A 24,646-nucleotide genomic window follows, 5' to 3' on the forward strand; every position below is an offset into this window, starting at 1 on the left:
GAACTTCAGCTTTCCGGGGTCGGAGTGTCGGCTGGCCCGAGCTTGACCATCGGCGCGATGTCCGGTGCCTGCAGGCGCACCCGCTCGGCCGCCTCGTCGTCGTCCTCCAGGGCCGCCAGTTCCTCGGCGCGGGCCTGGCCCCGGTAGTCCTCCATCTCCCGCTGGGTGCGCTCCTCGTCCCACCCGAGCACGCCCGCGGCGAGCTCGGCGATCTCGGGGAGGGCGGCCAGCCCGCGGTCGGCGGTCTCGTAGTTGAGCCGGGTGCGCTGGTAGAGGATGTCGGACAGGTGGACCACGCCCTCGTGGCTGCAGGCGTAGGCGATCTCGGCCCGCAGGTAGGCGGGGGCGTGCTCCAGCGGCTTCGCCAGGGAGGGGTCGACCTCGATGGAGTCGACCAGTTCGGTCAACAGCGAGCCGTAGCGGTGCAGCAGGTGGTCCACGATCTGGGCGCTCCACCCGTACTGCTCCTGCCAGGTGGTGGCGCTGCGCCGGATGGCCTTCTCCCCGACGGCTCCCACCAGCGGGATCTCGTGGGTGATGCTCGGGGTCTCCACCGCTTGCCCACCCAGCGCGAAGTCCACCGCGTCCTTGGCCATCACCCGGTAGGTGGTCAGCTTGCCGCCCGCGACGATGGTCAGGCCTGGCACGGGGCTGGCCACGGTGTGCTCCCGGCTCACCTTCGCCGAGTCGGTGCCCTCCTTGGTGCCCGGCTGCAGCAGCGGCCGCAACCCGGCATACGACCCGATCACGTCCTCCCGGGTCAGCGTGGTGGAGAGCACCGCGTTGGCGTGCTCCAGCACGTAGTCGATGTCGCGTGCCGTGGGGACCGGGTGCTGCGGGTCCAGCTTCCACGGGGTGTCGGTGGTGCCCAGGATCCAGTAGCGGGACCAGGGGATGAAGAAGAGCACCGACTTCTCGGTCTGCAGGAACAGTCCGGAGGTGCCCTTGATCCGGTCGCGGGGGATGATCAGGTGGATGCCCTTGGAGGCCAGCACCCGCAGCCCGCCCTCGGTGTCGGCCAGCGCCTCGGTGTCCTCGGTCCACACGCCGGTCGCGTTGATCACGTGCTTGGCGCGGGCGGTGATCTCCCGGCCGGTCTCCAGGTCCTTCAGCACGGCACCGTCCACCCGGCCGGCGCTGTCCTTGGTCAACTGGATCACCTGGGTGCGGGTGGCGGCCCGCGCCCCGTAGGTGACCGCGGTGCGCACCAGGGTGGCGACCAGGCGGGCATCGTCGACCGTGGCGTCCCAGTACTTCACGGCGCCGATCGCGGTCTCGTGGCGCAGGTCGGGGAACTGCTTCTGCATCCCCTTGCGGGTGGTGTGCTGGTGGATCGGCAGCGCCCGGCGCCCCGGCATCAGGTTGGCCAGCACGTCGTACAGGCTGACGCCGGCGCCGTAGTAGGCCCGCTGCCAGATCCGGTGCTCCAGCGGGATCAGGAACGACATCGGCTTGACCAGGTGGGGGGCGATCCGGCTGAGCAGCAGCCCGCGCTCGGTCAGCGCCTCGTGGACCAGCTTGAAGTCGAGCATCTGCAGGTAGCGCAGCCCGCCGTGCACCAGCTTGGTGGAGCGCGAGGAGGTGCCCGCGGCCCAGTCCTGCGCCTCCACGATCACGGTGGACAGTCCGCGGGTGGCGGCGTCCAGCGCCACCCCCGCACCGGTCACCCCGCCGCCGATGACCAGGACGTCGAACGCGGGCCCCTCGGACCCGCTGCGTTCCAGGTCTGCCAGGGCATCGTCGCGGGACGTGGGGGTGATCGCCTTGGGGTGCATCCGTGCCTCTCGTCGGTGGCTCGCCCACCCGCCTGCACGTGGACTCTGGCCTCGGTTGATTTTGTCGGTGCGCACCCGGCTTGGCAAGAGGCGGCGGGTGCCGTGACGAGGCTACGCGGCGGCGGGGACGGTCGCCCGCCGGTGGGCCCGCCTCGACACCCGGGGAGGTCGTGGGGCAGGCTGTAGGGATGCTGCGCGCCTCGTCCCCGGTGCGGGCGCTGACCCTGGGCGACTCCCAGGCCGCGCTCGCGGTCTGCGCCGAGGATCCGGTGGCCAACGTCTTCGTCGCGGCCCGCATCATGGACGGCGGGCTCAACGGCAACCGGGGGGCGATGCTGGGCTACGACCACGAGGAGGGCCAGGGGCTGATGTGGACCTCGGCCAACGTGGTCCCGGTCCAGTGCACACCCCGGATGGTGAACGCCTTCGCCGACAAGGTGATCCGGCGCCGCCGCTGGGCGTCCTCGGTGTTCGGCCCGGCCGATCCCGTGCTGCACCTGTGGTCGGTCGTGGAACGCGACTGGGGGACCGCGCGGGAGGTGCGGGCCAACCAGCCGCTGCTGGTGATGCGCGAGCTGCCCTCCAGGCTCGGGGTCCCGGTCGACCCGTTCGTGCGGCCGGCCACCCTCGCCGAGGTCGACCTGGTGCTGCCGGCGGCCGCGGCCATGTTCGCCGAGGAGATCGGCTACCCGCCCTACCGGGGGTCCGACCGGGCCTACCGGCTGGGGCTGGAACACCTGATCCGCACCGGCCGCACCCTGGTCCGGATCGAGGACGGGCAGGTCGTCTTCAAGGCCGACCTGGGATCGGTCGCACTGGGGGTTACCCAGATCCAGGGGGTGTGGGTGCACCCGTCCCGCCGCGGCGAGGGCCTGGCCGTGCCGGCGATGGCCGCGGTGGTCGAGCACGCGATGCGGCACCACGCCCCGACGGCGAGCCTGTACGTCAACGACTTCAACCTGCCGGCGCTCGCGACCTACCGCCGCGTGGGCTTCGTGCAGGCCGGGGTCTTCGCCACCGTCCTGCTCTGACTAGGGTCGAGGGGTGGACCACGAAGAGCGCATCGCCCTGTTCCTCGACTACGAGAACCTCGCCCTCGGTGCCCGGGAGCACCTGGGCGGGATGACCTTCGACGTGCGGCCGATCGCCGACGCGTTGGCCGAACGGGGGCGGGTGGTCGCCCGGCGGGCGTATGCCGACTGGTCCTACTTCGACGAGGACCGGCGGATGCTGACCCGCTCCCACGTGGAGCTGATCGAGATGCCCCAGCGGATGGGGGCCTCCCGCAAGAACGCCGCCGACATCAAGATGGCCGTGGACGCGATCGAGATGGCCTTCGAGCGGGACTACATCTCCACCTTCGCGATGTGCACCGGTGACAGCGACTTCACCCCGCTCGTGCACAAGCTGCGGGAGTTGAACAAGCGGGTCATCGGGATCGGGGTGCGCAACTCGACCTCCAAGATGCTGCCGCCGGCCTGCGACGAGTTCCTCTACTACGACACGCTCGAGGGGGTGGAGCCGCCCGGCGAGGGCGGTGACGCCGCTCCGACCAAGCAGGGCCGCGGGGGCAGCGGCCGGTCCGGCTCCGCTACCGGGTCCAAGACCTCGGGCCGCAAGCGGGCCGGGAGCAAGGCCGACACCTCGCCCGAGCCGGCGACCAGCACGACCGGCGGGTCGGGCACGTCGGGGCCCGGGAAGGGCCCCGAGCCCGACGACGATGACTCGGGCGAGGACACTTCGCGTCCCGCCGAGCCGCTGGCCGTGCTCGTCGCGCAGACCCTGGCCGGCCTCCAGCGCAGCTCCGGGGGCAGTGTCACCGCCTCGGTCCTGAAGCGGACCCTGCTGCGCAAGGACCCGACCTTCAACGAGGCCGACCACGGGTTCCGGGCCTTCGGCGAACTGCTCCGACACCTGGCGGAGCGCAACGTGCTGGAACTGTCCGAGGGGCACGCCAAGGGCGACCCGGAGGTGAGCCTGCCCGAGCTGGGCGACCAGGAGGGCGCCTTCGCGCTGCTGCGCTCGGTCGTCGAGAAAGCCGCCGCGGCGGGGGAGACCGTCGCGCTCTCCGGGCTGAAGGACCAGTTGCGCCGGGCCCGCCCCGACTTCAGCGAGAAGTCGCTGGGCTACGGCAGCTTCCTGCAGTTCTGCAAGGCCGCGGCGACGACCGGTGCGGTGACCGTGGAGTGGAGCGACCAGGACGGCGGCTACGTCCTGGACATCCCCGTCGAGGACTGACTCCCCGGGTCGCCCGTCGCCAGGCGACGGTGCAGGAAGGTCCACGGCAGCGCGTGCCAGACCGACCACTGCGCCGGCGTCGAGGCGCCGCCGTGACCACCCTCGGTGTTCTCCCAGTAGGTGACGTCCTGCCCGAGGCCGCGCAGCAGCTCGGCCATCTTCCGCGCGTGACCCGGGTGGACCCGGTCGTCCCGGGTGGACGTGGCCAGGTAGGTCGGCGGGTAGGTCCGCCCACCGTCGACCCGGTGGTAGGGGGAGAAGGTCAGCAGCGACTCCCGGTCCTCGGGGACGTCCGGGTTGCCGTACTCGGCCATCCAGGACGCGCCCGCCAGCAGGCGGCTGAAGCGGACCATGTCCAGCAACGGCACCTGGCAGACGACCGCGCCGAAGTCGTCCGGGAACCCGGTGAGCATGTTCCCCACCAGCAGGCCACCGTTGGAGCGTCCGGAGCACCCCAGGTGCGGGACGGAGGTGACCCGGCGGGCCACCAGGTCGCGGGCCACGGCCACGAAGTCCTCGTAGGCACGGTGCCGCTCGGACCGCAGCGCGGCCTGGTGCCAGCGCGGCCCGAACTCGCCGCCCCCGCGGATGCCGGCGACCACGTAGACCCCTCCCCGGGACAGCCAGGCACCACCCACGATCGGGTCGTATGCCGGGGTGAGGGCCTGCTCGAACCCGCCGTACCCGTGCAGGACCGTGGGTGCCGTGCCGTCGAGGGCCAGGTCGCGGGGGGCCACCTGGAAGTAGGGCACCCGCGTCCCGTCCGCGGACGTCGCCCAGTGCTGGCTCAGCTCCAGGCCCGCGGCATCGAACCGCTCGGGCGCCGCGCGCACCGGCTGCACGTCGGCCGCGGCCGGGCCGACTCCCATCCGGACCAGGGACAGGCGCATCGGTGACAGCCAGCTGGTGGTGATCAGCCACAGGTCGTCGGACTCGTCGGCGTCGACCGCCGACACCGTGAGGGTGGCCAGGTCCGACGCCCCGGTCTCCAGCGTGCTCGTCGTGGGGGCGTCGCCGGTCGCCGAGGGGGTGCTGACCAGCACCTCGTGCCGGACGTCGCGCAGGACGGTGAGGACCAGGGTGGAGCGGGTCCAGAACCAGTCCGTCAGGGCCGAGTGCTCGTCCGGGGCGAAGACGGTGCGGAAGTCCCGCTCGCCCGCGCGGAACCGGTCCAGCTCGATGACCAGCAGCGAGCCGGCTGCGTGGGTCGTCTCGGCACCGTCCTGGGTCACCGTCCAGCCGTGCCGCAGCTCGACGGTGAGCCACTGCCGGTGCAGGTCGAGCCGGGACGACTCGGGCAGGTCCAACAGCTCGGGGTGCCCGTCGGGGGACAGGAGGTAGCGGTGCTCGGAGTAGAAGCCGTGCGCGCACGCCACCAGCTCCCGCTCGAAGCCTGGGGTCGGGTCGTGCTCGGCGCCGACGACCATGTCGTCGGGGCCGCCCGCGAAGACCTCGGGTGCCTCCGACAACGGCGTGCCCCGGGTCCACCGGCGCACGGTCAGCGGGTAGCCGGAGCTGGACATCGATCCCGGCCCCACGTCGGTCGAGGCGTAGACGGTGTCCCGGTCCACCCAGCTCAGCGATCCCTTCGCCTCCTCGCGGACGAAGCCGTCCGGCACGAACGTCCTCGTCGTCAGGTCGAACTCGCGCGTGACGTCGGCGTCCGAGCCTCCCCGGCTGAGGGCGACCAGGGCCCGGTCGTGGTCGGGGCGCAGGATCCGCGCCCCGTGCCAGACCCACTGCTCGCCCTCCGCGGAGGAGAGCCGGTCCAGGTCGAGGAGCACCTCCCACTCGGTCTCGCCCTCACCGTCCAGGTAGGAGTCCCAGCCGGTGCGGCGCCACAGCCCCCGCTCGTGGCCGGCGTCGGTCCAGAAGTTGTAGAGGTGACCGCCCACCACGGTGACCAACGGGATCCGGTCGTCCGCCTCGAGGGCCTCCTGGATGCCGGCCCGGATGGGCTCGAAGCGTGGATCGGCACGCAGCTCCTCCTCCGCCTCCGCGCTCCGGTCGCGCACCCAGGCCATCGCCCGGTCTCCGTCGACGTCCTCCAACCACCCCAACGTGTCTTCCGTCATGGACCCACCCCACCACGGGGCCCACCCGCATACGAAGCGGTTTTGCGACACGGCTGGTCCATCCTGACCCGTCCTGGGCGGAGGATGTAGGTTTCCGGGGTACCCGGTGGGCCAGGAGGGCCCCGGCGGAGAAGTGAGACGTCCGAGATGACTACGCCACGGCGACGCGTACCGACCTGGTCGGAGCTGCGACCACTGGTGCGCGTGCAACCGCCGACCCTGCGCCGGAACGAGGCCGCGCTCCGGCGGGCGGGCACCATCTGGGACCTGCGGGACCTCGCGCGGCGGCGCACGCCCCGCTCGGTCTTCGACTACGTGGACGGTGCGGCCGGCACCGAGATCAGCCTGGCCCGGGCCCGGGCGGCCTTCGACCGGGTCGAGTTCGCGCCCCGCGTGCTGCGGGACGTCACGCAGGTCCGGGCCTCGACCACCGTGCTGGACACCACCAGCACCCTCCCGCTCCTGCTGGCCCCGACCGGCTTCACCCGGATGATGCACCACGAGGGGGAGCGTGCCGTCGGGGCGGCCGCCGCGGACGCCGGGATCCCCTATGTGCTGAGCACGATGGGGACCGTCTCGGTCGAGGACCTCGCGGCCGCGGTGCCGCACGGGCGGCACTGGTTCCAGCTCTACCTCTGGAAGGACCGCCCCCGGTCCCTGGACCTGATCCGGCGCGCTGGCGCGGCCGGATACTCCACCCTGGTGCTCACCGTGGACACCGCGGTGGCCGGGGACCGGATGCGTGATGTCCGCAACGGGCTCACCATCCCCCCGGCGCTGACCGCCCGCACCCTGGCGGACATGGCCGTGCACCCCCGGTGGTGGGCGAACCTGCTGACCACCGAGCCGCTGGAGTTCGCCTCGCTGCGCGACTCGGGCGGCACCGTCGCGGACATGGTGGACCGGATGTTCGACCCGAGCGTGACCCTCGCCGACCTGGGCTGGCTCCGGGAGAACTGGGAGGGCCGGATCGTGCTCAAGGGGGTGCAGCACCCCGAGGACGCGCGCGACTTCGTGGCCGCCGGGGCCGACGGCATCATCGTGTCCAACCACGGCGGTCGCCAGCTCGACCGGTCGGTCACCCCGTTGGAGGTGCTGCCGGAGATCGTGGCCGCGGTGGAGGGGCGCGCGGCGGTGCTGCTGGACACGGGCATCATGCACGGCGGCGACATCGTCGCCGCGGTCGCCAACGGCGCCGACGCCGTGCTCGTCGGCCGGGCCTACCTGTACGGCCTGATGGCCGGGGGGCGGGCCGGTGTGGCCCGCTCGCTGGAGATCCTGACCAGCCAGTTCACCCGGACCATGCAGCTGCTGGGCCTGACCAGCCCCTCCGAGCTGACTCCCGAACACGCCCGCATCCGTGCCGGCGCAGCCACCCTGACCGCCCCACCCACCACCCCGTCGCCCAGCCACCCCTGACGACCGAACCCCGAGGAGACCCCCATGCGCACATCCCTGATCCGACTCGTGGCCGCGAGTGCGATCGCGACCCTGACCCTGACCGCCTGCGGCTCCGACGACGGCGGCTCGGACGCCGGCGGCGGGGACGGCGGCTCCGACGGCGGTGGTGCGCTGGTCGGCGAGGGCACCGGGGACGACTGCGTCATCGAGGGCACCGTCCCGATCGGCGCGGCGCTGTCCCTGACCGGTGGCGCCGCCAGCTACGGCGCCTCCCAGAAGAACGGGCTCGAGCTGGCCGCCGAGCACCTGGCCGAGAAGGAGGGTGTCACCTACGAGCTCACCATCGAGGACGACGCCACCGACCCCAAGCAGGGCATCAGCGTCTTCGAGGGGTTCGCCGGTGACGGGACCAGCCTGATCATCGGCCCGACCCTGTCCAACGGTGCCTTCCAGGCGCAGCCGATCGCCCAGGAGGAGGGGGTCCCCGTCCTGGCCATCTCGAACACCGCCGACGGCATCACCGCCCAGGGCGACTACATCTTCCGCGACTCGCTGACCGAGGGGCAGGTCATCCCGCAGACGGTCGCCAAGGCCAAGGAGGTCTACGGGCTGGAGAAGGTCGTGGTCATGTACAGCAACGACGACGCCTTCACCGAGTCCGGCTATGACGTCTTCGCCTCCTCCCTCGAGGCGGAGGGGGTCGAGGTGCTCGACACCCTGACCTTCTCCAAGGCGGACACCGACTTCCGTCCGCTGCTGACCGACGCCAAGGCGGCCGGCCCGGACGCGATCGTGGTGTCCGGGCTGATCGAGGCGGCCATCCCGCTGGTCACCCAGGCGCGCGAGCTCGGCATCGACCTGCCGATCATCGGCGGCAACGGCTTCAACAACCCGCTGCTGATGTCCGACGCCGGCGACGCCGCCGAGGGTGTCGTGGTCGGCGCCGCCTGGAACTCCGCCTCCGACAACCCGGAGAACACCGCCTTCCTGGAGGCCTACGAGGCCAAGTACGACGCGCAGCCCGACCAGTTCGCGGCCCAGGCCTACACCGGCCTGATGCTCGTCGACCAGGCGGTCCGGACCAACTGCTCCGGCGAGCGGGACGACATCCGGGACGGACTGGGCCAGCTGCACGAGGTGCCGTCGGTGCTGGGCACCATCAGCATCAACGACGACCGTGACGCCGAGCACGAGGCCGTCGTCCAGGTCGTGAAGGACGGCTCCTTCGCCGTCCTGGACTGAGCGGGCCGGTGCAGCAACTGCTCAACGGCCTGTCCATCGGGTCGATCTACGCACTCTTCGCGATCGGGTTCACCCTGGTCTTCGGGATCCTGGACCGGCTGAACCTGGCCCACCCGGCGGTCTTCGCCGCCGCCGCCTTCGTCGGCATCGAGCTGGTGACGGTGGGGGGCCTGTCGATCTGGCTGGCCCTGCCCGCGGTCTTCGTCTTCGGGGCGGTGCTGGGCCTGGTGATCGAGCGGGTCGCGTTCCGGCCGCTCAAGACGAGACCGGACGCGCACTTCGCGGGTCTGATCTCCTCGATCGCGCTGGGCGGGATCATCATCTCCCTGCTCCTGCAACGCTACGGACCGAACACCCGGCGGTTCCCCGCCGAGACCTTCCCGGACACCCGGTTTGAGGTGGCCGGGGCCCAGGTGACCCTGCTCCAGGTCTCGATCCTGGTGATCAGCATCCTGCTGGTGCTCGGCTTGGGCCTGATGGTGCGGCGCAGCCGCCTGGGCCGGGGGATGCGCGCCGTGGCCGAGAACCCGACGGCCGCCCGGGTGCTGGGGGTGAACGTCGACCGGGTCACCGCGACCACGTTCGCGATCTCCTCGGCGCTCGGGGCGGTCGCCGGGGCACTGTTCGCCCTGAACGTGCAGAGTGCCCAGCTCGGGATGGGCTCGGCGATCGAGCTGAAGGGCCTGGCGGTCATCATCGTGGGCGGGATGGGCTCGCTGCCCGGCGCCCTCGTCGGTGGACTGGCGCTCGGCCTGGCCGAGGTGTTCGCCGTGCAGTACGTCGGGTCCAGCTGGCGTGACCTGATCGCCTTCGGGCTGCTGTTCGTCGTCCTGCTGCTGCGCCCACAGGGCCTGTTCGGCGCCCGCCGCGTCCGGGAGGTGTGATGTTCACCGAGTCGACGCTGGTCTTCATCGCGCTCGGGGCGATCTTCGCCTACTCCTTCTACGCGGTGCTCGTGGCCGGCCAGCTCAGCCTCGGCCAGGCGGGGTTCGCCGCCACCGCGGCCTTCACCGCGGTGACCCTGGCGCCCGACCCCAAGGACGCCGGCGACCTCCCGACCCTGCTCATCGCGATCGTGATCGGGATGGCCGCCGGGGCCGTGGCAGCCGTGATCCTGGGGCTGCCGACGATGCACCTGCGCGGGGTCTTCCTGGCCATCGCCACGCTCGGGTTCGCCGAGGCCGTGCGCATCCTGCTGATCAACATGGAGTGGACAGGTGGCGCCCAGGGGACGTCCGTGCCCAAGATCCTCACGCCGACCGTGGCCTGGGTCTGCCTGGCGCTCGTCGCCTACTGGTTCTGGCGGCAGGGACGGTCCCGCTACGGCCGGGCGCTGGAGGCCATCCGCGAGGACGAGCTGGCCGCCCGGGCGATGGGCATCGACGTGGGCCGACACCGACTGTCCGCCTTCGTCGCCGCGGGCGCGATCGCGGGCCTCTACGGCGTGCTCTGGGCCTACTACGTCCGGCTGCTGGCGCCGGAGGACTTTGGGTTCAGCACGGCGATCGACGGCCTGGTCACCGCCGTCGTCGGCGGGTCGACCGTCTTCGTGGGGCCGCTGCTGGGCAGCGGGTTCCTCACCATGGTGCCCGAGGTGCAGCGCTCCCTGGGCATCGAGGCCGGCTGGATCCGGCCGTTCATCTCCGGGGTGCTGCTCCTGGTCGTCATCCTGTTCCTGCCCGGCGGGTTGGCCAGCCTGATCCCGCGGCGGGTCCGGGCCGCCCGGATCGCGCCGAGCGAGACCGGCGGCGCGGACCTGCAGGGCCTGGCCAGCCGGGTGCACCCCGCGGCCGGCACTCCGATCGTGACGCTGTCCGGTCTCGGCAAGTCCTACGGCGGCGTGCAGGCGGTCAAGGAGGTCGACCTGACCATCGCCGGGGGCGAAGTGCTGGGGCTGATCGGCCCGAACGGCGCGGGCAAGACGACGCTGGTCAACATGATCAGCGGGCTGATCGCCCCGTCCAGCGGGACCGCCGAGGTGCTCGGCACCCGGCCCGGTCGGATGCCCGTCCACCGCGTGGCCGCCGCCGGCGTGAGCCGCACCTTCCAGCACTCCAAGCTCTTCCCGCGGTTGTCCGCCCTGGAGAACGTCATGGTCGGGGGACACCTGGTCACCCGGCCCACCTTCCTGCGGCGGCTGGTCTGGTTGCCCTCGGCACGACGGGACGAGTCCAGGGCGTGGCGGCACGCCAGTGCGTGCCTGGCCCGGGTCGGCCTCGGCGAGAAGGCCGGGGTGACCGCCTCGGCCCTGTCCTACGGCGACCAGCGGAGGCTGGAGATCGCCCGGGCGCTGGCCTCCGACCCCTCCCTGCTCATCCTGGACGAGCCGGCCGCGGGGATGAACCGGGTCGAGGCCGACCAGTTGTCCGACCTGATCGGGTCGCTGTCGCGCGACGGGTTGACCATCCTGCTGATCGAGCACAACGTGGGCATGGTGATGCGCACCTGCCACCGGATCGTGGTGCTCAACTTCGGCCAGGTCATCGCCGCCGGGACACCGGAGGAGATCAGGACCAACCCCGCCGTCGTGGAGGCCTACCTGGGCAGTTCGGAGACCGAGGAGGAGGCACAGTGAGCGAGCCGATCCTGCAGGTCACCGACCTGCACGTCGCCTACGGACGGGTCGAGGCGGTTCGCCAGGTCAGCTTCAGCATCGAGACGGGGTCGCTGGTGACGCTGGTCGGGGCCAACGGCGCCGGCAAGTCCTCGGTCATCAACGCGGTGTCCGGGATCGTGCGGCCCCGCTCGGGCACCGTCCTTTTCGAGGGGCGTGACATCACCCGCACCCCGTCCCACCGGCTGGTCGGGCAGGGCTTGGTCCAGGTGCCGGAGGGCCGGCAGATCCTCGGGACCCTCACCATCGAAGAGAACCTGCAGCTCGGCGGCTGGCACGCCGGCGGCGGGCGGATCGGGGAGATCTACGAGCGCTTCCCGGTGCTGCACGAGCGTCGCGACCTCCCCGCCGGATCCCTCTCGGGAGGGGAGCAGCAGATGCTGGCGATCGGACGGGCGCTGGTGGCCAGACCGAAGCTGATCCTGCTCGACGAGCCGTCGATGGGTCTGGCCCCGAAGGTGGTCGACGAGGTGTTCCGGGTCATCGAGGAGATCCGGGCCGGCGGCACGACCGTGCTGCTGGTGGAGCAGAACGCCCGGCGCGCGCTGCGCGCGGCCGACCACGGCTACGTCCTGAGCAGCGGGGAGATCGTGCACGAGGGGAGTTCGGCGGACCTGCTCGCCGACGACCGGATCGTGCAGGCCTACCTGGGGATGGAGGCCTGAGATCGGGCAGTCCCTGGGAACGCGTTTCGCCGCGGCGGTCGAGGGCCTGACCCCGGGCTACTTCGCGCTGGTCATGGCGACCGGCATCCTATCCGTCGGCCTCCTGCTCGAGGGCTTCGAGGTGTTCTCCCGGGTGCTGCTGATGATCTGCGTGGTCGCCTTCCTGGTCCTGCTCACGCTGACCGGCGTCCGGCTCGTGCGACACCGGGCCGCGCTGGTCGCCGACTTCCTCGACCCGTCGCGGGCTTTCGGCTTCTTCACGTATGTGGCCGGCACCAACGTGCTCGCCGTCCGCCTGGCCATGGACGGGCACCACCGGGTCACCGCGGTGCTGCTGGCGCTGACCACGCTGGCCTGGTTGGTCCTGGGCTACGTCATCCCGTGGACGGCCGTGCTGGGCAAGACCGCCCGCCCGGTGGTGGCCGCGGCCAACGGCACCTGGTTCATCTGGGTGGTCGCCAGCCAGTCCGTCGCGGTGGCCGCCGCGTCCCTGCAACCGGCCATCGGCGGTGCCGGGGACGGCCTGGCAGTGCTCGCCGTGGTCTCCTGGTCGGTCGGGGTCTTCCTGTATGCCGCGGCGGGGGTCTTCGTGGCCCTGCGGATGATGCTCTACGAGCTGCGCCCGGTCGACCTCAACCCGCCCTACTGGGTGGCGATGGGTGCCTGCGCGATCACCGTGCTGGCCGGTGCCCGCATCGTGGAGATGGATGCCGCCCCGATGGTCGACGCGACCCGCGGGCTGGTCGCGGGGTTGTCCGTGGTGTTCTGGGCGTTCGCGAGCTGGCTGATCCCCGTGCTGTTCCTGGTGGGGTGGTGGCGGCACCGGACCCACCGGGTGCCGTTGCGCTACGAGGCGACGCTGTGGAGCATGGTCTTCCCCCTGGGGATGTATGCCGTGGCCGGGATCTACCTGGGCCAGGCCGACTCGCTGCCGCTCGTGGGGTGGATCGGTCGGACCGAGCTGTGGCTCGCCCTCGTCGTGTGGGCCATCGTCCTGGTGGCCATGGTGCGGCACGTGGCGCAGACCGTGCTGCTCCCGCGGGATACCCTGCTCCGGTGACCTGTCCGGCCAGCGGACGGCATACCAACCGAAGGAGGGCCCCAGGTGGCCACGCGCATGTCGACCCTGTTCCTGCGAACCCTGCGCGAGGACCCGGCCGACGCTGAACTGCCGGGCCACCGTCTGCTCGTCCGCGCCGGCTACGTCCGGCGCGCCGCGCCGGGCATCTTCACCTGGCTGCCGTTGGGCCTGCGGGTGCTGCGCAAGGTCGAGGCCATCGTCCGCGAGGAGATGGACGCGATCGGCGGCCAGGAGCTGTCCTTCCCGGCGTTGTTGCCCCGCGAGCCCTACGAGCGCAGCGGACGCTGGGAGGAGTACGGCCCGCTGCTGTTCCGGCTGCAGGACCGCAAGGGCTCGGACATGCTGCTCGGGCCCACCCACGAGGAGATGTTCACCCTCGCGGTCAAGGACATGTTCTCCTCCTACAAGGAACTGCCGCTGACCCTCTACCAGGTCCAGACCAAGTACCGCGACGAGGCACGTCCGCGCGCGGGCCTGCTCCGGGGCCGCGAGTTCATCATGAAGGACTCCTACTCCTTCGACCTCGACGACGCCGGGCTGGAGGCGGCCTACCAGCGGCACCGGGACGCCTACATCCGGATCTTCGACCGGCTCGGCTTCGAGTACGTCGTGGTGTATGCCGACTCCGGCGCGATGGGTGGGTCCGCCAGCGAGGAGTTCCTGGCGGTCAGCAAGCACGGCGAGGACACCTTCGTGCGCTGTGCCGCCAGCGGCTACGCGGCGAACGTCGAGGCGGTCGTGGTGCCCCAGGCGCCGCCGATCGACGCCTCCGGCGTGCCGGCCGCCCACGTGGAGGACACGCCCGACACCCCGACCATCGAGACCCTGGTCGCGGCGGCGAACGCCCACCACCCCCGCGCGGACGGTCGTGCGTGGACGGCCGCCGACACGCTCAAGAACGTCGTCGTGATGTTGCAGCACCCCGACGGCACCCGTGAGCCGCTGGCGATCGGCGTGCCCGGGGACCGGGAGGTCGACGCCAAGCGGCTCGAGGCCCAGGTGAGCCCCGCGGAGTTCGTGCCCTTCGAGGAGAAGGACTTCGCCCAGCACCCGAGCCTGGCCAAGGGCTACATCGGGCCCGGGGTGCTCGGGCTGGAGAAGGCCTCCGGGATCCGCTACCTGCTCGACCCCTCCATCGCCGAGGGGTCGGCCTGGATCACCGGCGCCGACGAGCACGGCAAGCACGTCTTCGACCTGGTCCACGGCCGGGACTTCACCGCCGACGGGACGATCCAGGCGGCGGAGATCCGCGACGGCGACCCTAGCCCGGACGGGGCCGGCCCGCTGACCCTGGACCGCGGGATCGAGATGGGCCACATCTTCCAGCTCGGCCGCAAGTATGCCGAGGCGCTGGACCTGAAGGTGCTGGACGAGCACGGCAAGCAGGTCACCGTCACCATGGGCTCCTACGGGATCGGCGTGAGCCGGGCGGTCGCGGCGGTCGCCGAGGACACCCTCGACGAGGTCGGCCTGTGCTGGCCCCGCGCGCTCGCCCCGTATGACGTGCACGTGGTCGCGACCGGTAAGGACGGGGCGGTCTTCACCGCCGCGGAGGACCTCGTGGGCGACCTCGAGGCGGCCGGTCTGGACGTCATCTACGACGACCGGCCCAAGGTGTCGCCGGGCGTGAAGTTCAAGGACTCCGAGCTGATCGGCGTGCCCACCATCCTGGTGGTCGGCAAGGGGCTGGCCCAGGGCGTCGTGGAGATCAAGGACCGCCGGACCGGGGAGCGGCGCGAGGTCGCCGTCTCCGACGCCGTCCGCGAGGTGCTCGCCGAGGTGGCGCCCGGCACGACCCCGTGACCGGGGCCGGACGGGAGGGCGCGCCGGTCCGGGCGGTCATCTTCGACTGGGGCGGCACGCTGACCCCGTGGCACCCGATCGACCCCACCGCGCAGTGGCTCGGTTTCGCCCGGGCGCTGCACGGTGGGGCGGGGGCGTCGACCACCGCCGAGGAGCTGGCCGCGACGATCCTGGCGGCCGAGGGCGCCGCGTGGGCCCGCGGCCGGGACAGCCACACCAGCGCCCGGCTGGAGGACGTCCTGGTGGAGGCCGGCGTGGACACCGGACACCCGGCATACGCCACGGCCCGGCTGGAGTACGAACGGTTCTGGGAGCCGCACACCTTCACCGACCCGCAGGTCCGGCCGCTCTGGGAGTGGCTGCGTGCCGAGGGGGTCCGGGTCGGGGTGCTGTCCAACACGATGTGGACGCGGGACTACCACCGGGCGGTCTTCGCCCGGGACGGGGTGCTACCGCTGATCGACGGCGACGTGTACAGCAGCGAGATCGACTGGGCCAAGCCGCACCCCGAGGCGTTCCGGTCCGCGGCGGCAGCGGTGGACACCGACCCGGCCGAGTGCGTCTACGTGGGCGACCGGTTGTTCGAGGACGTGCACGGGCCCCAGCAGGTGGGCATGCGCGCGGTCTGGATCCCGCACAGCGAGATCCCCGCCGAGCAGGTGGTGGAGGTCGAGGCCCGTCCGGACGCCGTGGCGCACTCGCTGGCCGAGATCGCGGGGATCGTCCGGGGCTGGACGGACGGGGCCGGCCGGCGGTGACCGGGGACCCCTCGCTCGGGCTCCTGGTGCTGATGGGCCTGGCCGCACTGACGGCCGGGTGGATCGATGCCGTGGTCGGTGGGGGTGGACTGGTCCAGCTGCCCGCCCTGATGGTCGGCTTCCCGGCTGCCGCGCCCGTGCAGATCCTGGCCACCAACAAGCTCAGCTCCGTCTTCGGTACGGCGGTCAGCTCGGTGACCTACTACCGCCGGGTCCGTCCCGACCTGAGGACGGCGCTGCCGATGGCCGGGCTCGCGTTCGTCGGCAGCCTCGGGGGCGCCCTGCTGGCCAGCCGGATCCCCAAGGAGGCGTTCAACCCGATCATCCTGGTGGTGTTGGTCGGGGTCGGTGCCTACACGCTGGCCAAACCGTCGATGGGGACCATGTCGGCGCTGCGCTTCCACGGCAGCAGGCGGCACGTGGTGCTGGCCGGCCTGGTCGGCTTCGTGGTCGGCAGCTACGACGGCCTGCTCGGACCCGGGACCGGCTCGTTCCTGGTCTTCGCCCTCGTCGGACTGCTCGGCTACGGCTTCCTGCAGGCCAGCGCCAAGGCCAAGATCGCCAACCTGGCCACCAACCTGGCGGCGCTGTGCATCTTCATCCCGATGGGCGCGGTGATGTGGAAGGTCGGCCTGCTGATGGGCCTGTGCAACCTGGCCGGCGGCTACCTGGGCGCCCGCACCGCGGTGGCGCGGGGCAGCGGGTTCGTGCGCGCCGTCTTCGTGGTGGTCGTCGGGGCCTTCGTCCTCAAGATCGGGTGGGACACGGTCGTGCAGTTCACCGGCTGACCCCGCCGCGGATCCGGGCGACGGTCCGGGCGTCGTCGGCGACGACCGTCTCGGCCTCGTCCAGGACGGCTCCCAGGCTGGCCGCCGGGACGACCACCCCACCGGCCCGGTCGACATACACGAAGTCACCCGGGGCGACCGTCACCCCGGCCACCTCGACGGCCACGTTCGCGGCATACGGCATGACGCTGTCGCCGCCCCAGCGCACCGCCTCACCCCGGCACCAGGTGGGCAGCCCAAGGGCGGCCAGCTCGGTGAAGTCGCGCAGCAGGCCGTCGCACAAGACCCCGGCGAGCCCGTGCGCCGGGACCCGCGCCAGCTTGGTGCCACCGGCGTGCGAGACCCCGGGGTGCCCGCCGCTGCTGAGCACCAAGACCGCGCCGTCGGGCGCGTCCTGTGCCGCCTCGGCCAGGACCTCGGCGAAGCCGCGGTCCGACCCGGGCAGGTCGTCGCGGGTGGGCAGGAACCCGATGGTGACCGCGGGACCGGCGAGGGGGACGTCCGGCGTCGGGCTCTGCCAGGCGGGCAGGTGCGCCGGGTGCGTGTGCGTGCGGCCCATCGCGTCGACCAGCGGGGCGCAGCCCAGCGCGAGGGCCCGCTCGCGGGCGGCTCTCAGCTCGTCCTGCGCCACGGTGACCTCCTCGGGCTCGGACGCCCCACGATACGCCGGTGGGACGGGGCCCCCGGAGGTCAGCTCATCGGCTCGGCGTCGCAGGCGTCGTCGCCGAGCAGGTGCATGGTGTCGACCACCCGGTCGTAGGTCTCGGCGTGCTGCTCCGGGGTGGCCAGGCGGATGACGTGCCCGTCCAGGTCCACCCTGGTCGGCTGGAACCGCATCGTGGAGGTAACCGTGCCGTCCTCGTCCCGCTCTAGGTCGAACTCGGCGAACATGCCCTCCTGGGTCTCCGGTCGCAGCTGGCCACCGGTCGTGTCCGGGGACTGGTTGGACAGGAAGTTGCCGAGTCCGTAGATGACGTACTTGTCGTTGATCTTCTCGCACGGCTGGATCACGTGGACGTGGGTGCCCAGGATGAGGTCCACCGCGTCGGACTCCAGCAGGTCGGCCGCCAACTGCCGCTGCTCGTCGGTCGGGTCGGTCCAGTACTCGTTGCCCCAGTGCATGCTCAGCACCACGAAGTCGGCCCCGTCGGCCTTGGCCTGCTCGGCGTCCTCCAGGATGCCCTCCGCGCCGATCAGCGGCCACAGGTGGTCACCCAGCCAGGGCGCCTCGGGCGGCACGTCGGTGGTCGGGGCACCGCTGTTGTAGATCGTGTAGCTGTAGGCCAGCTGCGCCACCTTGACGCCGTCGACCTCGTAGTGGGCGATCCCGGGGTCGTCCTCCTCCGCGGTGGGCCCGGCATACTCCAGCCCGACCCCGCGGAGCACCTCCTGGGTCGACTCGAGCCCGGACAGCCCCTGGTCCCAGGTGTGGTTGGAGGCGAAGTCGCACCCGTCGTAACCGGCGTCGACCACCGCGTCCGCCAGCTCGTGCGGGGTGTTGAAGACGAGCACGCGCGGCTGGGTGATGTTGGTGTTGTCCGCCGACAGCGGGGTCTCCATGTGGCAGATGGTCAGGTCCGGCGCGGTGAGCAGGTCGCGCACGTCGTCGAACATCGGCCCGAAGTCGTAGCCGTCGCCGCCCGCGTTGGCTTGGGCGTTCGCGATGACCGGGGCGTGCGAGAGCAGGTCACCGGCCGCGCCGATGGTGATGCTGGCCGGCCCGGAGGCCTCCTCCCCGTCATCGGTCGAGTCCTCGCCGTCGCCACCACCGATGCCGCCGCCGAGCCCGCCGGTGGGCAGACCACCCCCGGAGGTCATCGCCCCGTCGTCGTCCCCGGGGGCCTGCGAGGGGGTGCCCGCATCGGAGCCGGTCGAGCCGGGGGTGTGTGGGGTCTCGTCGGCGCAGCCGGCCGCCAGGACCAGGAACGCCGTCGAGGCCAGGGCCAGGACGGGACGGGTGCGCAGACGCATGACTTCCACTGTATGTCGGCAGCCGGCGACCGGCCGGAGCAACACGGGGGGAGCGCCCATCCGGGGCGACGGTGACCTCCTCGCCGTGCGGGAGGTGTTCAGGTGCCCCCGGGTGCACCGGCCAGGGCGCGGGCGAGGTCCTCGGGGTCGGTGACCGGGAGGTCGCAGACCGTTCCCCGGCAGACGTATGCGGCGGCCCGGCCCTGCACCGGTCCACGGTCCCGCAGCAGGGGGACGTCCTCGTCGTCGCCCCCGCCCAGCACGAGGAACCCGCCGGGCGGCAGCGACCGGCGGGCGCTGCCCGCGAGCTCGGCCTGGCCCTCCCCGGCGCTGATCGCGACCTGGAGGGGTCCGGCCAGGTCCCCCTCCGCCACGGCCAGCGCCCATCCGGCGAACCGGGGGTCGGCGGCCGCGACCCCGGCCATCGGCCCGAGGGCGGTGCGCGCCAGCGCCAGGTGCTCCGCGGACCCGGCCGCGGCACCGTAGGCGAGCAGGGCACCGGCCAGCGCCGACTGGCCGCAGGGCTCGGCGTTGTCGCCGCGGCTGGCGGGCCGCAGCACCAGCGCCTCCGCGTCGTCCGCCGTGTCGTGGAACCCGCCGTCCCCGTCACCGAACCGGGCCAGGGCGGTCTCCAGCAGTCGTCCGGCCTCCTCCAGCCAGCGCCCCTGGCCGGTCGCCGCGTGGAGCACGACGAGTCCCTCGGCCAGGTCCCCGTAGTCCTCCGCGACGGCCTCGGCGGCACCCACCACCCCGGCCCTCGAGCTGCGCCGCAACCGTCCGTCGGTCAGGTGCAGTTGCAGCAGCAGGTCCGCGGCCCGAGCCGCCGCGGCCACCCACTCCGGCTCCTCCAGCAGCGACCCCGCGTCGGCCAGCGCGGCGATGGCCAGCCCGTTCCAGGCGGTGACCACCTTGTCGTCCAGCGCGGGTTGGGGGCGGGCGGCGCGCGCTGTCGCCAGGCGTGCCCGGACCTCTGCCCACCAGGCCGGGTCGTCGGGGTCCTCGAGCAGCTGCAGGGTCGAGGTGCCGTGCTCGAAGGTGCCCCCGGGCGTCACGGACAGGAGGGCGGCGGCGCGCTCGCCGTCGTCCGCACCGAGCACCGTGACGAGCTGGCTCGGGGTCCAGACGTACGTGCTGCCCTCGGTCCCGTCGGTGTCGGCGTCCAGCGAGGAGGCGAAGCCGCCCTCGGCGGTGCCCAACCGCTCGAGGAGGAAGGTGACGCTCTCGCGGACGACCCGGCCGGCCAGGTCCCGCACCGGTCCCTCCGCGCGTTGCCACAGGTGGCCGTAGACCCGGATGAGCTGGGAGTTGTCGTAGAGCATCTTCTCGAAGTGCGGGACCACCCAGGCGCGGTCCACGGCATACCGGGCGAACCCACCGTCGACCTGGTCGTAGAGGCCGCCCCGCGCCATCGCGACCGCCGTCGCCTCCGCCATCTCCAGGGCCGTGCCGTCCCCGGTGCGCGCATGGTGGCGCAGCAGAAACTCCAGGACCATGGACGGCGGGAACTTCGGGGCCGTGCCGAACCCGGCGTGCACCGGGTCGAACCCGGTATGCAGCGCGGCGACGGCGGCGTCGAGCGCGGCGGGGGAGAGCTTCCCGGCGGCCCGCTCCCGGCCCTGCGCCTCGCGGAGCACCGAGACCACGTGGGCGCCCCCGGCGCGCACCTCGTCCTCGCGCTCGGCCCACGCCTGGCCGGCGGCGTCGAGCAACTGGAGGAACTGCGCCCTCGGCAGGTAGGTGCCGCACCAGAACGGCTCACCCTCGGGGGTGAGCAGGCAGGTCATCGGCCACCCGCCGTGGCCGGTCATCGCGGTGGTCGCCGTCATGTAGACGGTGTCGATGTCGGGCCGTTCCTCGCGGTCCACCTTGATACTGACCCAGCCGTCGTTGAGCACCCGGGCCACGGCGTCGTCCTCGAACGACTCGTGCGCCATGACGTGGCACCAGTGGCAGGCGGCGTAGCCGACGCTCAGTAGGACCGGTGCGTTGCGGCGCTTCGCCTCGGCGAACGCCTCGGGTCCCCACTCCCACCAGCCCACCGGGTTGTCCGCGTGCTGACGGAGGTAGGGGCTGGTCGCATTGGCGAGCCGGTTGGTCATTCCTCTGACTCCTGACAGGCGGCATGTGTGGGTGGTCCGGTCCGAAGGACCGCGCGAGCGGCACCCGAACCGACCTTGGGGGAGTCTGGCGCGACCCCGACCCCTCCAGCCTAGGAGGGACGCCGCTACCGGTTCGCAACAAACCCACTGCTGGTGAGCCTTGGGCCCTCCCATCCGGAGGCCTCAAGGTTGTTCACAGTCCTGGTGAGGCGTAACGTGTATGATACGCTTTCTCCCTTGAGAGGAGTGCTCACCATGACCGGTACCAGCGCTTTCTGGAAGGACCTCGCGCGGGACCTTGAGGACCCTGAGTTCCTCCGGGAGTTTGTCGTCGAGTCCATGCGCATCGCCACCACCGACGAGGTGGTGAACGCGCTCGATGAAGCCCGCGAGGCCGCTGGGCTGTCCAAGGCCGAGCTTGCCCGCGCCATTCAGGTCGAGCCGGCGACGATCAGGCGCCTCTTCGCCTCGAACAAGTCAAACCCGACGCTTGGCACGCTGGCCGAGGTCGCGGCAGCTCTCGGGATGCGGATCACTGTCGAGCCGCTCGACGACGACGAGCGGACGAGGGTCACCGAGCCCCTCCTGGCCGGGCGGACCGCTGACCCCGTCGCTCTTGCTCGTCATCTCCACGGGTTGCGTACCCGTTCCAAGGTTCCGGTCTGACGTCACCCGATCGAACGCGGGTTGCGCTTCAGGTACTCCTCGCCCATCGAGCGCACCGCCGCGTAGTCGGCGGCGTTCAACGTGGTGCGGAACGGCTTGTCTCGACCATCGACCACCACTAACAGCGGAGTCTCTTTCTCCTTGGCCTCGTAGTCGAGCAGGCAGAACAAGCGGTAGTGGTGGCGCTTCGGTCCGTCGATACGGACCTCGAACCATCCGGTCATTTCGCCCTGCATAGCTTCCCAGTAGCCACCGCCGGCGAAGCGCTTCGGTGGGGCCGTGGCGACGGCGATGAGGACAGCGTTGGCCTTCGCGCGGACCGATGTCGGCCAGGACCGCAAGGCGTCGCGACCCGGCTCGGCCTGCGCGGGGTCGTCCTTGACGTGCCGCTTGAAGTAGACGATGTCGTGCGGGTCGTCGGGGGACGGCCCCGTGCGCACGGTTGGCGCCGGGGCGTTCTTCCGCTTCTTCGCGTTCGCCATCACCTGCAACGCTATTGGCGACCACCGACATCAGTTGGGAGGCAGGTGCTCGGGTGACGCGACCAAGTGATGCGGACCTCGGGGTCCCAGGACGCGTGTTAACTCTCTCAACTCATATCAACGATGCGTTAAGAATCTTGGGAAAACTCAACGCGTCTCGTGGGCCCTTCGAGGTGACTCGAAAGCGCACGCGACGAGAGATCGGCTGCCGGTGGCCGCCTGTGCAGCCCTGGCACTTGTGACAGGTTGAGTAGCCGACGCTCAGTCAGTCGAGCTGTTCGCGTCGGTGGGCGCTGGCGAGGAGGCGGTCGAAGGTCTCGAGAAGGCCCGGCACCTTCATCGCGGCTGTGTCCCAGACACGATCGTCCTGCACTTCGGCGGAGCCGTGGACCAAGATGTTCCGGAACCCGATGATCTGTCTCAGGTCACGTACCGGCGACGCGACGTATTGGCGGGCGAGTCAGGCCGCATAGAGTTCTTCCTTGCTTGCCTCGATGGACTCCATGACGAACGGATTTCGCAAGGAACCCGCCTCGACCAGGTCTACCGGGCGACCGACGAGGGCTTCCAACGCGTCGCCAAACTCGAAAAAGTGGCTCAGTGTTCGTGGTGTCGTGTCGGCGAACTCCACGAGGAAGTCAACGTCACTGTGGTCTGGGTCAAAGCGCGCAGTCACGGCAGACCCGAAGACGGCGAGACGGCGCACACCGAAAAGGCGGCACAGGTCCGCGATCGCAGCGCGATCCAGGATGACCATCCTCACACCTCGCTTTGCTCTCAAATCCATCGTCCCACGTCGGTGGGCATGTCTGCAGCAGGGACGTCACCACCTACCCGCGAGACCCCCGGTCCGATCCGAGGTTTGGTCGGCCGTACCCACCCGGACGACGTACCCTGCTGGTCGTGTCCGTTGACGTGAAGGTGGGGGGAGCGCCGCCTGCGACCGCGACGCGGTCCACCTTTCGCCCGGAACTTCACGGGGTCAGGGGACTGGCGATCGCGCTGGTCGTAGTGTTCCACGTGTTCGGTCACGGGCGGGTCTCCGGCGGGATCGACGCCTTCCTGGCCGTGTCCGGATTCCTGATGACGCTGTCCCTGGCCCGGCAGGTCGAGGCCGGGACGCTGACCCTGTGGGGCTACCTGGCCCGCCTGGCCCGCAGGCTGCTGCCGGCGGCGCTGATGGTGTTGGCAACGGTCGCGGTCGTCGGCTACTTCTGGACGCCCTCGTCGCAGCGCGCCCAGCTGCTGCGGGAGATCCGGGCGGTGGCGCTCTACCGGGAGAACTGGGAGCTGGTCGACTCCCAGCTGGACTACGCGGCGGCGGGGCCGGGCACCAGCCCGCTGCAGCACTTCTGGTCCCTGTCGGTGCAGGGGCAGTTCTACCTCCTGTGGTTCGTGCTCGTCGTGGTCGCGACCTGGGTCGGGGCGAGGCTGCTGGGCTGGCAGGCCCGCCGCTCGGTCTTCGTGGCCGTGGCGCTGGCCACGGTCGCCTCCTTCGTCTTCCACCAGGGGTGGGCCGCCCAGGACCAGCAGGTCGCCTACTTCCACACCGGCAGCCGGATCTGGGAGCTGGGCCTGGGCGGGCTGGTCGCGCTGCTCCTGCCCGGCCTCCGGCTGTCCACCGCGGTCCGGATCCCGATCGGGTGGTTGGGCGTGGCGCTCCTGGTCAGCTGCGGCTTCTTCCTCGACGGGGGCGCCCTGTTCCCGGGGCCGTGGGCGCTGTGGCCGGTGGGCGGCGTGCTCCTGGTGCTCGCGGCCGGCACCACGGGCCACCGGTGGGCCGCGGACCGGATGTTGCAGGCCGCCCCGCTGAAGTTCCTGGCCGACATCTCCTACGCCTGGTACGTCTGGCACTGGCCGCTGCTCATCTTCACCCTGCTCCGCACCGGCCAGGAGTCCGCGGACCTGCGCATCGCCGCCTTCGTCGTCGTGACCTCCGTGCTCCTAGCCTGGGGCACCACCCGGCTGGTGGAGGAGCCCTTCGTGCGGGGCTTCTCCCGGCGCACCGCCGCGACCCTCGTCGTCGGGGTCACCGGTGTCGCGGTGGTGGCCGGCGGGGCGACCTGGGCGCTCGGGGTGGTGGAGCGGCACCGGCACGAGGCGCTGCTCGAGGCCTCCCGCCCGTCGCCCGACCACCCCGGCGCGGCCGTCCTGGGCGAGGGCTGGACCGGGGAGCTGACGCCGGCCGACGTGGTGCCGGACGTCGCCGTCGCCGGTGGGGACCTGCCGGAGGTGTATGGCGAGGGAGACTGCATCAACACCCACCGGGACGTGCCCTCCTCGGCCGACCCCCGGCTGTGCTACCTGGGCGACCCCGACGGCGACCAGACCATCATGGTGCTCGGCGGGTCCCACGTGACGCAGTGGCTGCCGGCCCTGGAGATCCTCGCCGACCAGCACCACTGGCGGCTGGTGCTGTCCGAGAAGGGCGGGTGCCAGTTCATCGACCGGCCCGAGCCGGGGTCCTCCGACCCGCCCCAGCAGGAGAGTTGCTACCAGTACAACGAGAACCTCTGGCCACTCATCGAGGACGAACAACCCGACTACGTCTTCACCATCGGGACCACCTCCCGTCCCACCACCGGGGAGAGCACCCCGGACGGCTTCGTCGCCCTCTGGGACCGGCTGGACCAGCTGGGGATCCCGGTGCTCGGGATGCGCGACAGCACGCGGCTGGAGGAGTCGGTCCCCGAGTGCCTGGAGCGGACCGACATGGACGCCCGGGCCTGCGGCCAGGAACGGACCTGGCGGATGGCCGAGCAGTCACCGATCCTGAGCGTGCCCGACCTGCCCGGGAACGTCCGGCCGATGGACGTCAGCGAGTCGATCTGCGCGCCGGACTGGTGCCCGGCGGTGGTGGGCAACGTGATGGTCTACCGGGACACCAGCCACATCACCGCGACCTACATGCGCACCCTCGCGCCCGCCGTGGAGGACGAGCTGCGCAGGGTCGCGCCGGAACTCTTCTGACGTCGCGCCCCGCGGTGG

The 24,646-nt window shown here is 71.7% G+C and carries 21 protein-coding genes; 13 read left to right on the plus strand and 8 right to left on the minus strand.

What is annotated here, in order from left to right; all coding sequences use genetic code 11:
* Positions 1 to 5: 5 nt before the first annotated feature.
* Positions 6 to 1,775, minus strand: a complete 1,770-nt coding sequence (locus FB467_RS09455) for a glycerol-3-phosphate dehydrogenase/oxidase (RefSeq protein ID WP_141784872.1) — start codon at positions 1,773 to 1,775, stop codon at positions 6 to 8.
* 188 nt (positions 1,776 to 1,963) lie between these two features.
* On the opposite strand from FB467_RS09455, the gene FB467_RS09460 reads away from it, so the two are divergent.
* Positions 1,964 to 2,806: a GNAT family N-acetyltransferase gene (locus FB467_RS09460; RefSeq protein WP_141784873.1), complete on the plus strand. Its 843-nt coding sequence runs from the start codon at positions 1,964 to 1,966 to the stop codon at positions 2,804 to 2,806.
* Between the two features lie 13 nt (positions 2,807 to 2,819).
* Entirely contained in the window at positions 2,820 to 4,013 is a 1,194-nt protein-coding gene (locus tag FB467_RS09465) for an NYN domain-containing protein (RefSeq protein WP_141784874.1), read from the plus strand.
* On the opposite strand, the gene FB467_RS09470 is transcribed toward FB467_RS09465, so the two are convergent.
* Positions 3,983 to 6,088 carry a prolyl oligopeptidase family serine peptidase gene (locus FB467_RS09470; protein WP_141784875.1) on the minus strand — a complete coding sequence of 702 codons (2,106 nt, stop codon included), beginning with the start codon at positions 6,086 to 6,088 and terminating at the stop codon, positions 3,983 to 3,985. The two genes, FB467_RS09465 and FB467_RS09470, sit on opposite strands and share 31 nt — an antisense overlap.
* Positions 6,089 to 6,292: 204 nt before the next feature.
* Between FB467_RS09470 and FB467_RS09475 the strand changes: the two genes are divergently transcribed.
* Genes FB467_RS09475 through FB467_RS09515 form a run of 9 tightly spaced genes read left to right on the plus strand, consistent with a single transcriptional unit; the run spans position 6,293 to position 16,440 of the window.
* Positions 6,293 to 7,507 carry an alpha-hydroxy acid oxidase gene (locus FB467_RS09475; RefSeq protein ID WP_342354709.1) on the plus strand — a complete coding sequence of 405 codons (1,215 nt, stop codon included), beginning with the start codon at positions 6,293 to 6,295 and terminating at the stop codon, positions 7,505 to 7,507.
* 24 nt (positions 7,508 to 7,531) lie between these two features.
* On the plus strand, positions 7,532 to 8,731 hold the full coding sequence (locus FB467_RS09480) for an ABC transporter substrate-binding protein (RefSeq protein ID WP_141784877.1): 1,200 nt from the start codon (positions 7,532 to 7,534) through the stop codon (positions 8,729 to 8,731).
* A gap of 8 nt (positions 8,732 to 8,739) precedes the next feature.
* Positions 8,740 to 9,615: a branched-chain amino acid ABC transporter permease gene (locus tag FB467_RS09485; RefSeq protein WP_141784878.1), complete on the plus strand. Its 876-nt coding sequence runs from the start codon at positions 8,740 to 8,742 to the stop codon at positions 9,613 to 9,615.
* Positions 9,615 to 11,306 carry a branched-chain amino acid ABC transporter ATP-binding protein/permease gene (locus FB467_RS09490; protein WP_141784879.1) on the plus strand — a complete coding sequence of 564 codons (1,692 nt, stop codon included), beginning with the start codon at positions 9,615 to 9,617 and terminating at the stop codon, positions 11,304 to 11,306. The genes FB467_RS09485 and FB467_RS09490 overlap by 1 nt, the downstream gene beginning before the upstream one ends.
* Positions 11,303 to 12,010, plus strand: a complete 708-nt coding sequence (locus tag FB467_RS09495) for an ABC transporter ATP-binding protein (RefSeq protein ID WP_141784880.1) — start codon at positions 11,303 to 11,305, stop codon at positions 12,008 to 12,010. Before FB467_RS09490 ends, FB467_RS09495 begins: the two co-directional genes overlap by 4 nt.
* A gap of 46 nt (positions 12,011 to 12,056) precedes the next feature.
* Positions 12,057 to 13,070 (plus strand): tellurite resistance/C4-dicarboxylate transporter family protein, encoded by a 1,014-nt coding sequence (locus FB467_RS09500; RefSeq protein ID WP_280525455.1) that lies wholly within the window; start codon positions 12,057 to 12,059, stop codon positions 13,068 to 13,070.
* A gap of 45 nt (positions 13,071 to 13,115) precedes the next feature.
* The gene (locus tag FB467_RS09505; RefSeq protein WP_141784882.1) at positions 13,116 to 14,894 is read left to right on the plus strand and encodes a proline--tRNA ligase; all 1,779 of its coding nucleotides are present in this window, start codon (positions 13,116 to 13,118) and stop codon (positions 14,892 to 14,894) included.
* Positions 14,891 to 15,652 carry an HAD family hydrolase gene (locus tag FB467_RS09510; RefSeq protein ID WP_141784883.1) on the plus strand — a complete coding sequence of 254 codons (762 nt, stop codon included), beginning with the start codon at positions 14,891 to 14,893 and terminating at the stop codon, positions 15,650 to 15,652. Before FB467_RS09505 ends, FB467_RS09510 begins: the two co-directional genes overlap by 4 nt.
* Before the next feature lie 32 nt (positions 15,653 to 15,684).
* Complete coding sequence (locus tag FB467_RS09515; protein ID WP_141786583.1) at positions 15,685 to 16,440, plus strand: TSUP family transporter; 756 nt, start codon at positions 15,685 to 15,687, stop codon at positions 16,438 to 16,440.
* Here FB467_RS09515 and FB467_RS09520 read toward each other — a convergent pair.
* From FB467_RS09520 to FB467_RS09530, 3 genes are all read right to left on the minus strand, one after another.
* Complete coding sequence (locus FB467_RS09520) at positions 16,430 to 17,071, minus strand: RraA family protein (protein WP_211350584.1); 642 nt, start codon at positions 17,069 to 17,071, stop codon at positions 16,430 to 16,432. The two genes, FB467_RS09515 and FB467_RS09520, sit on opposite strands and share 11 nt — an antisense overlap.
* A gap of 59 nt (positions 17,072 to 17,130) precedes the next feature.
* Positions 17,131 to 18,411: a CapA family protein gene (locus tag FB467_RS09525; RefSeq protein ID WP_141784884.1), complete on the minus strand. Its 1,281-nt coding sequence runs from the start codon at positions 18,409 to 18,411 to the stop codon at positions 17,131 to 17,133.
* A 98-nt stretch (positions 18,412 to 18,509) separates the two neighbouring features.
* Complete coding sequence (locus tag FB467_RS09530; protein ID WP_141784885.1) at positions 18,510 to 20,510, minus strand: thioredoxin domain-containing protein; 2,001 nt, start codon at positions 20,508 to 20,510, stop codon at positions 18,510 to 18,512.
* 255 nt (positions 20,511 to 20,765) lie between these two features.
* Here FB467_RS09530 and FB467_RS09535 point away from each other — a divergent pair, with 255 nt between their 5' ends.
* Positions 20,766 to 21,176, plus strand: a complete 411-nt coding sequence (locus FB467_RS09535) for a helix-turn-helix domain-containing transcriptional regulator (protein WP_141784886.1) — start codon at positions 20,766 to 20,768, stop codon at positions 21,174 to 21,176.
* A 2-nt stretch (positions 21,177 to 21,178) separates the two neighbouring features.
* Here FB467_RS09535 and FB467_RS09540 read toward each other — a convergent pair whose 3' ends face one another.
* From FB467_RS09540 to FB467_RS09550, 3 genes are all read right to left on the minus strand, one after another.
* On the minus strand, positions 21,179 to 21,658 hold the full coding sequence (locus FB467_RS09540; RefSeq protein WP_211350585.1) for a hypothetical protein: 480 nt from the start codon (positions 21,656 to 21,658) through the stop codon (positions 21,179 to 21,181).
* A gap of 265 nt (positions 21,659 to 21,923) precedes the next feature.
* Positions 21,924 to 22,082, minus strand: a complete 159-nt coding sequence (locus FB467_RS19535) for a HepT-like ribonuclease domain-containing protein (RefSeq protein ID WP_141786586.1) — start codon at positions 22,080 to 22,082, stop codon at positions 21,924 to 21,926.
* A gap of 36 nt (positions 22,083 to 22,118) precedes the next feature.
* Positions 22,119 to 22,415 carry a nucleotidyltransferase family protein gene (locus FB467_RS09550; protein ID WP_141784887.1) on the minus strand — a complete coding sequence of 99 codons (297 nt, stop codon included), beginning with the start codon at positions 22,413 to 22,415 and terminating at the stop codon, positions 22,119 to 22,121.
* Between the two features lie 164 nt (positions 22,416 to 22,579).
* Between FB467_RS09550 and FB467_RS09555 the strand changes: the two genes are divergently transcribed.
* Positions 22,580 to 24,628: an acyltransferase family protein gene (locus FB467_RS09555; RefSeq protein WP_228393363.1), complete on the plus strand. Its 2,049-nt coding sequence runs from the start codon at positions 22,580 to 22,582 to the stop codon at positions 24,626 to 24,628.
* Positions 24,629 to 24,646 lie beyond the last annotated feature (18 nt).

Source organism: Ornithinicoccus hortensis, from assembly GCF_006716185.1.
Taxonomy (GTDB): domain Bacteria; phylum Actinomycetota; class Actinomycetes; order Actinomycetales; family Dermatophilaceae; genus Ornithinicoccus; species Ornithinicoccus hortensis.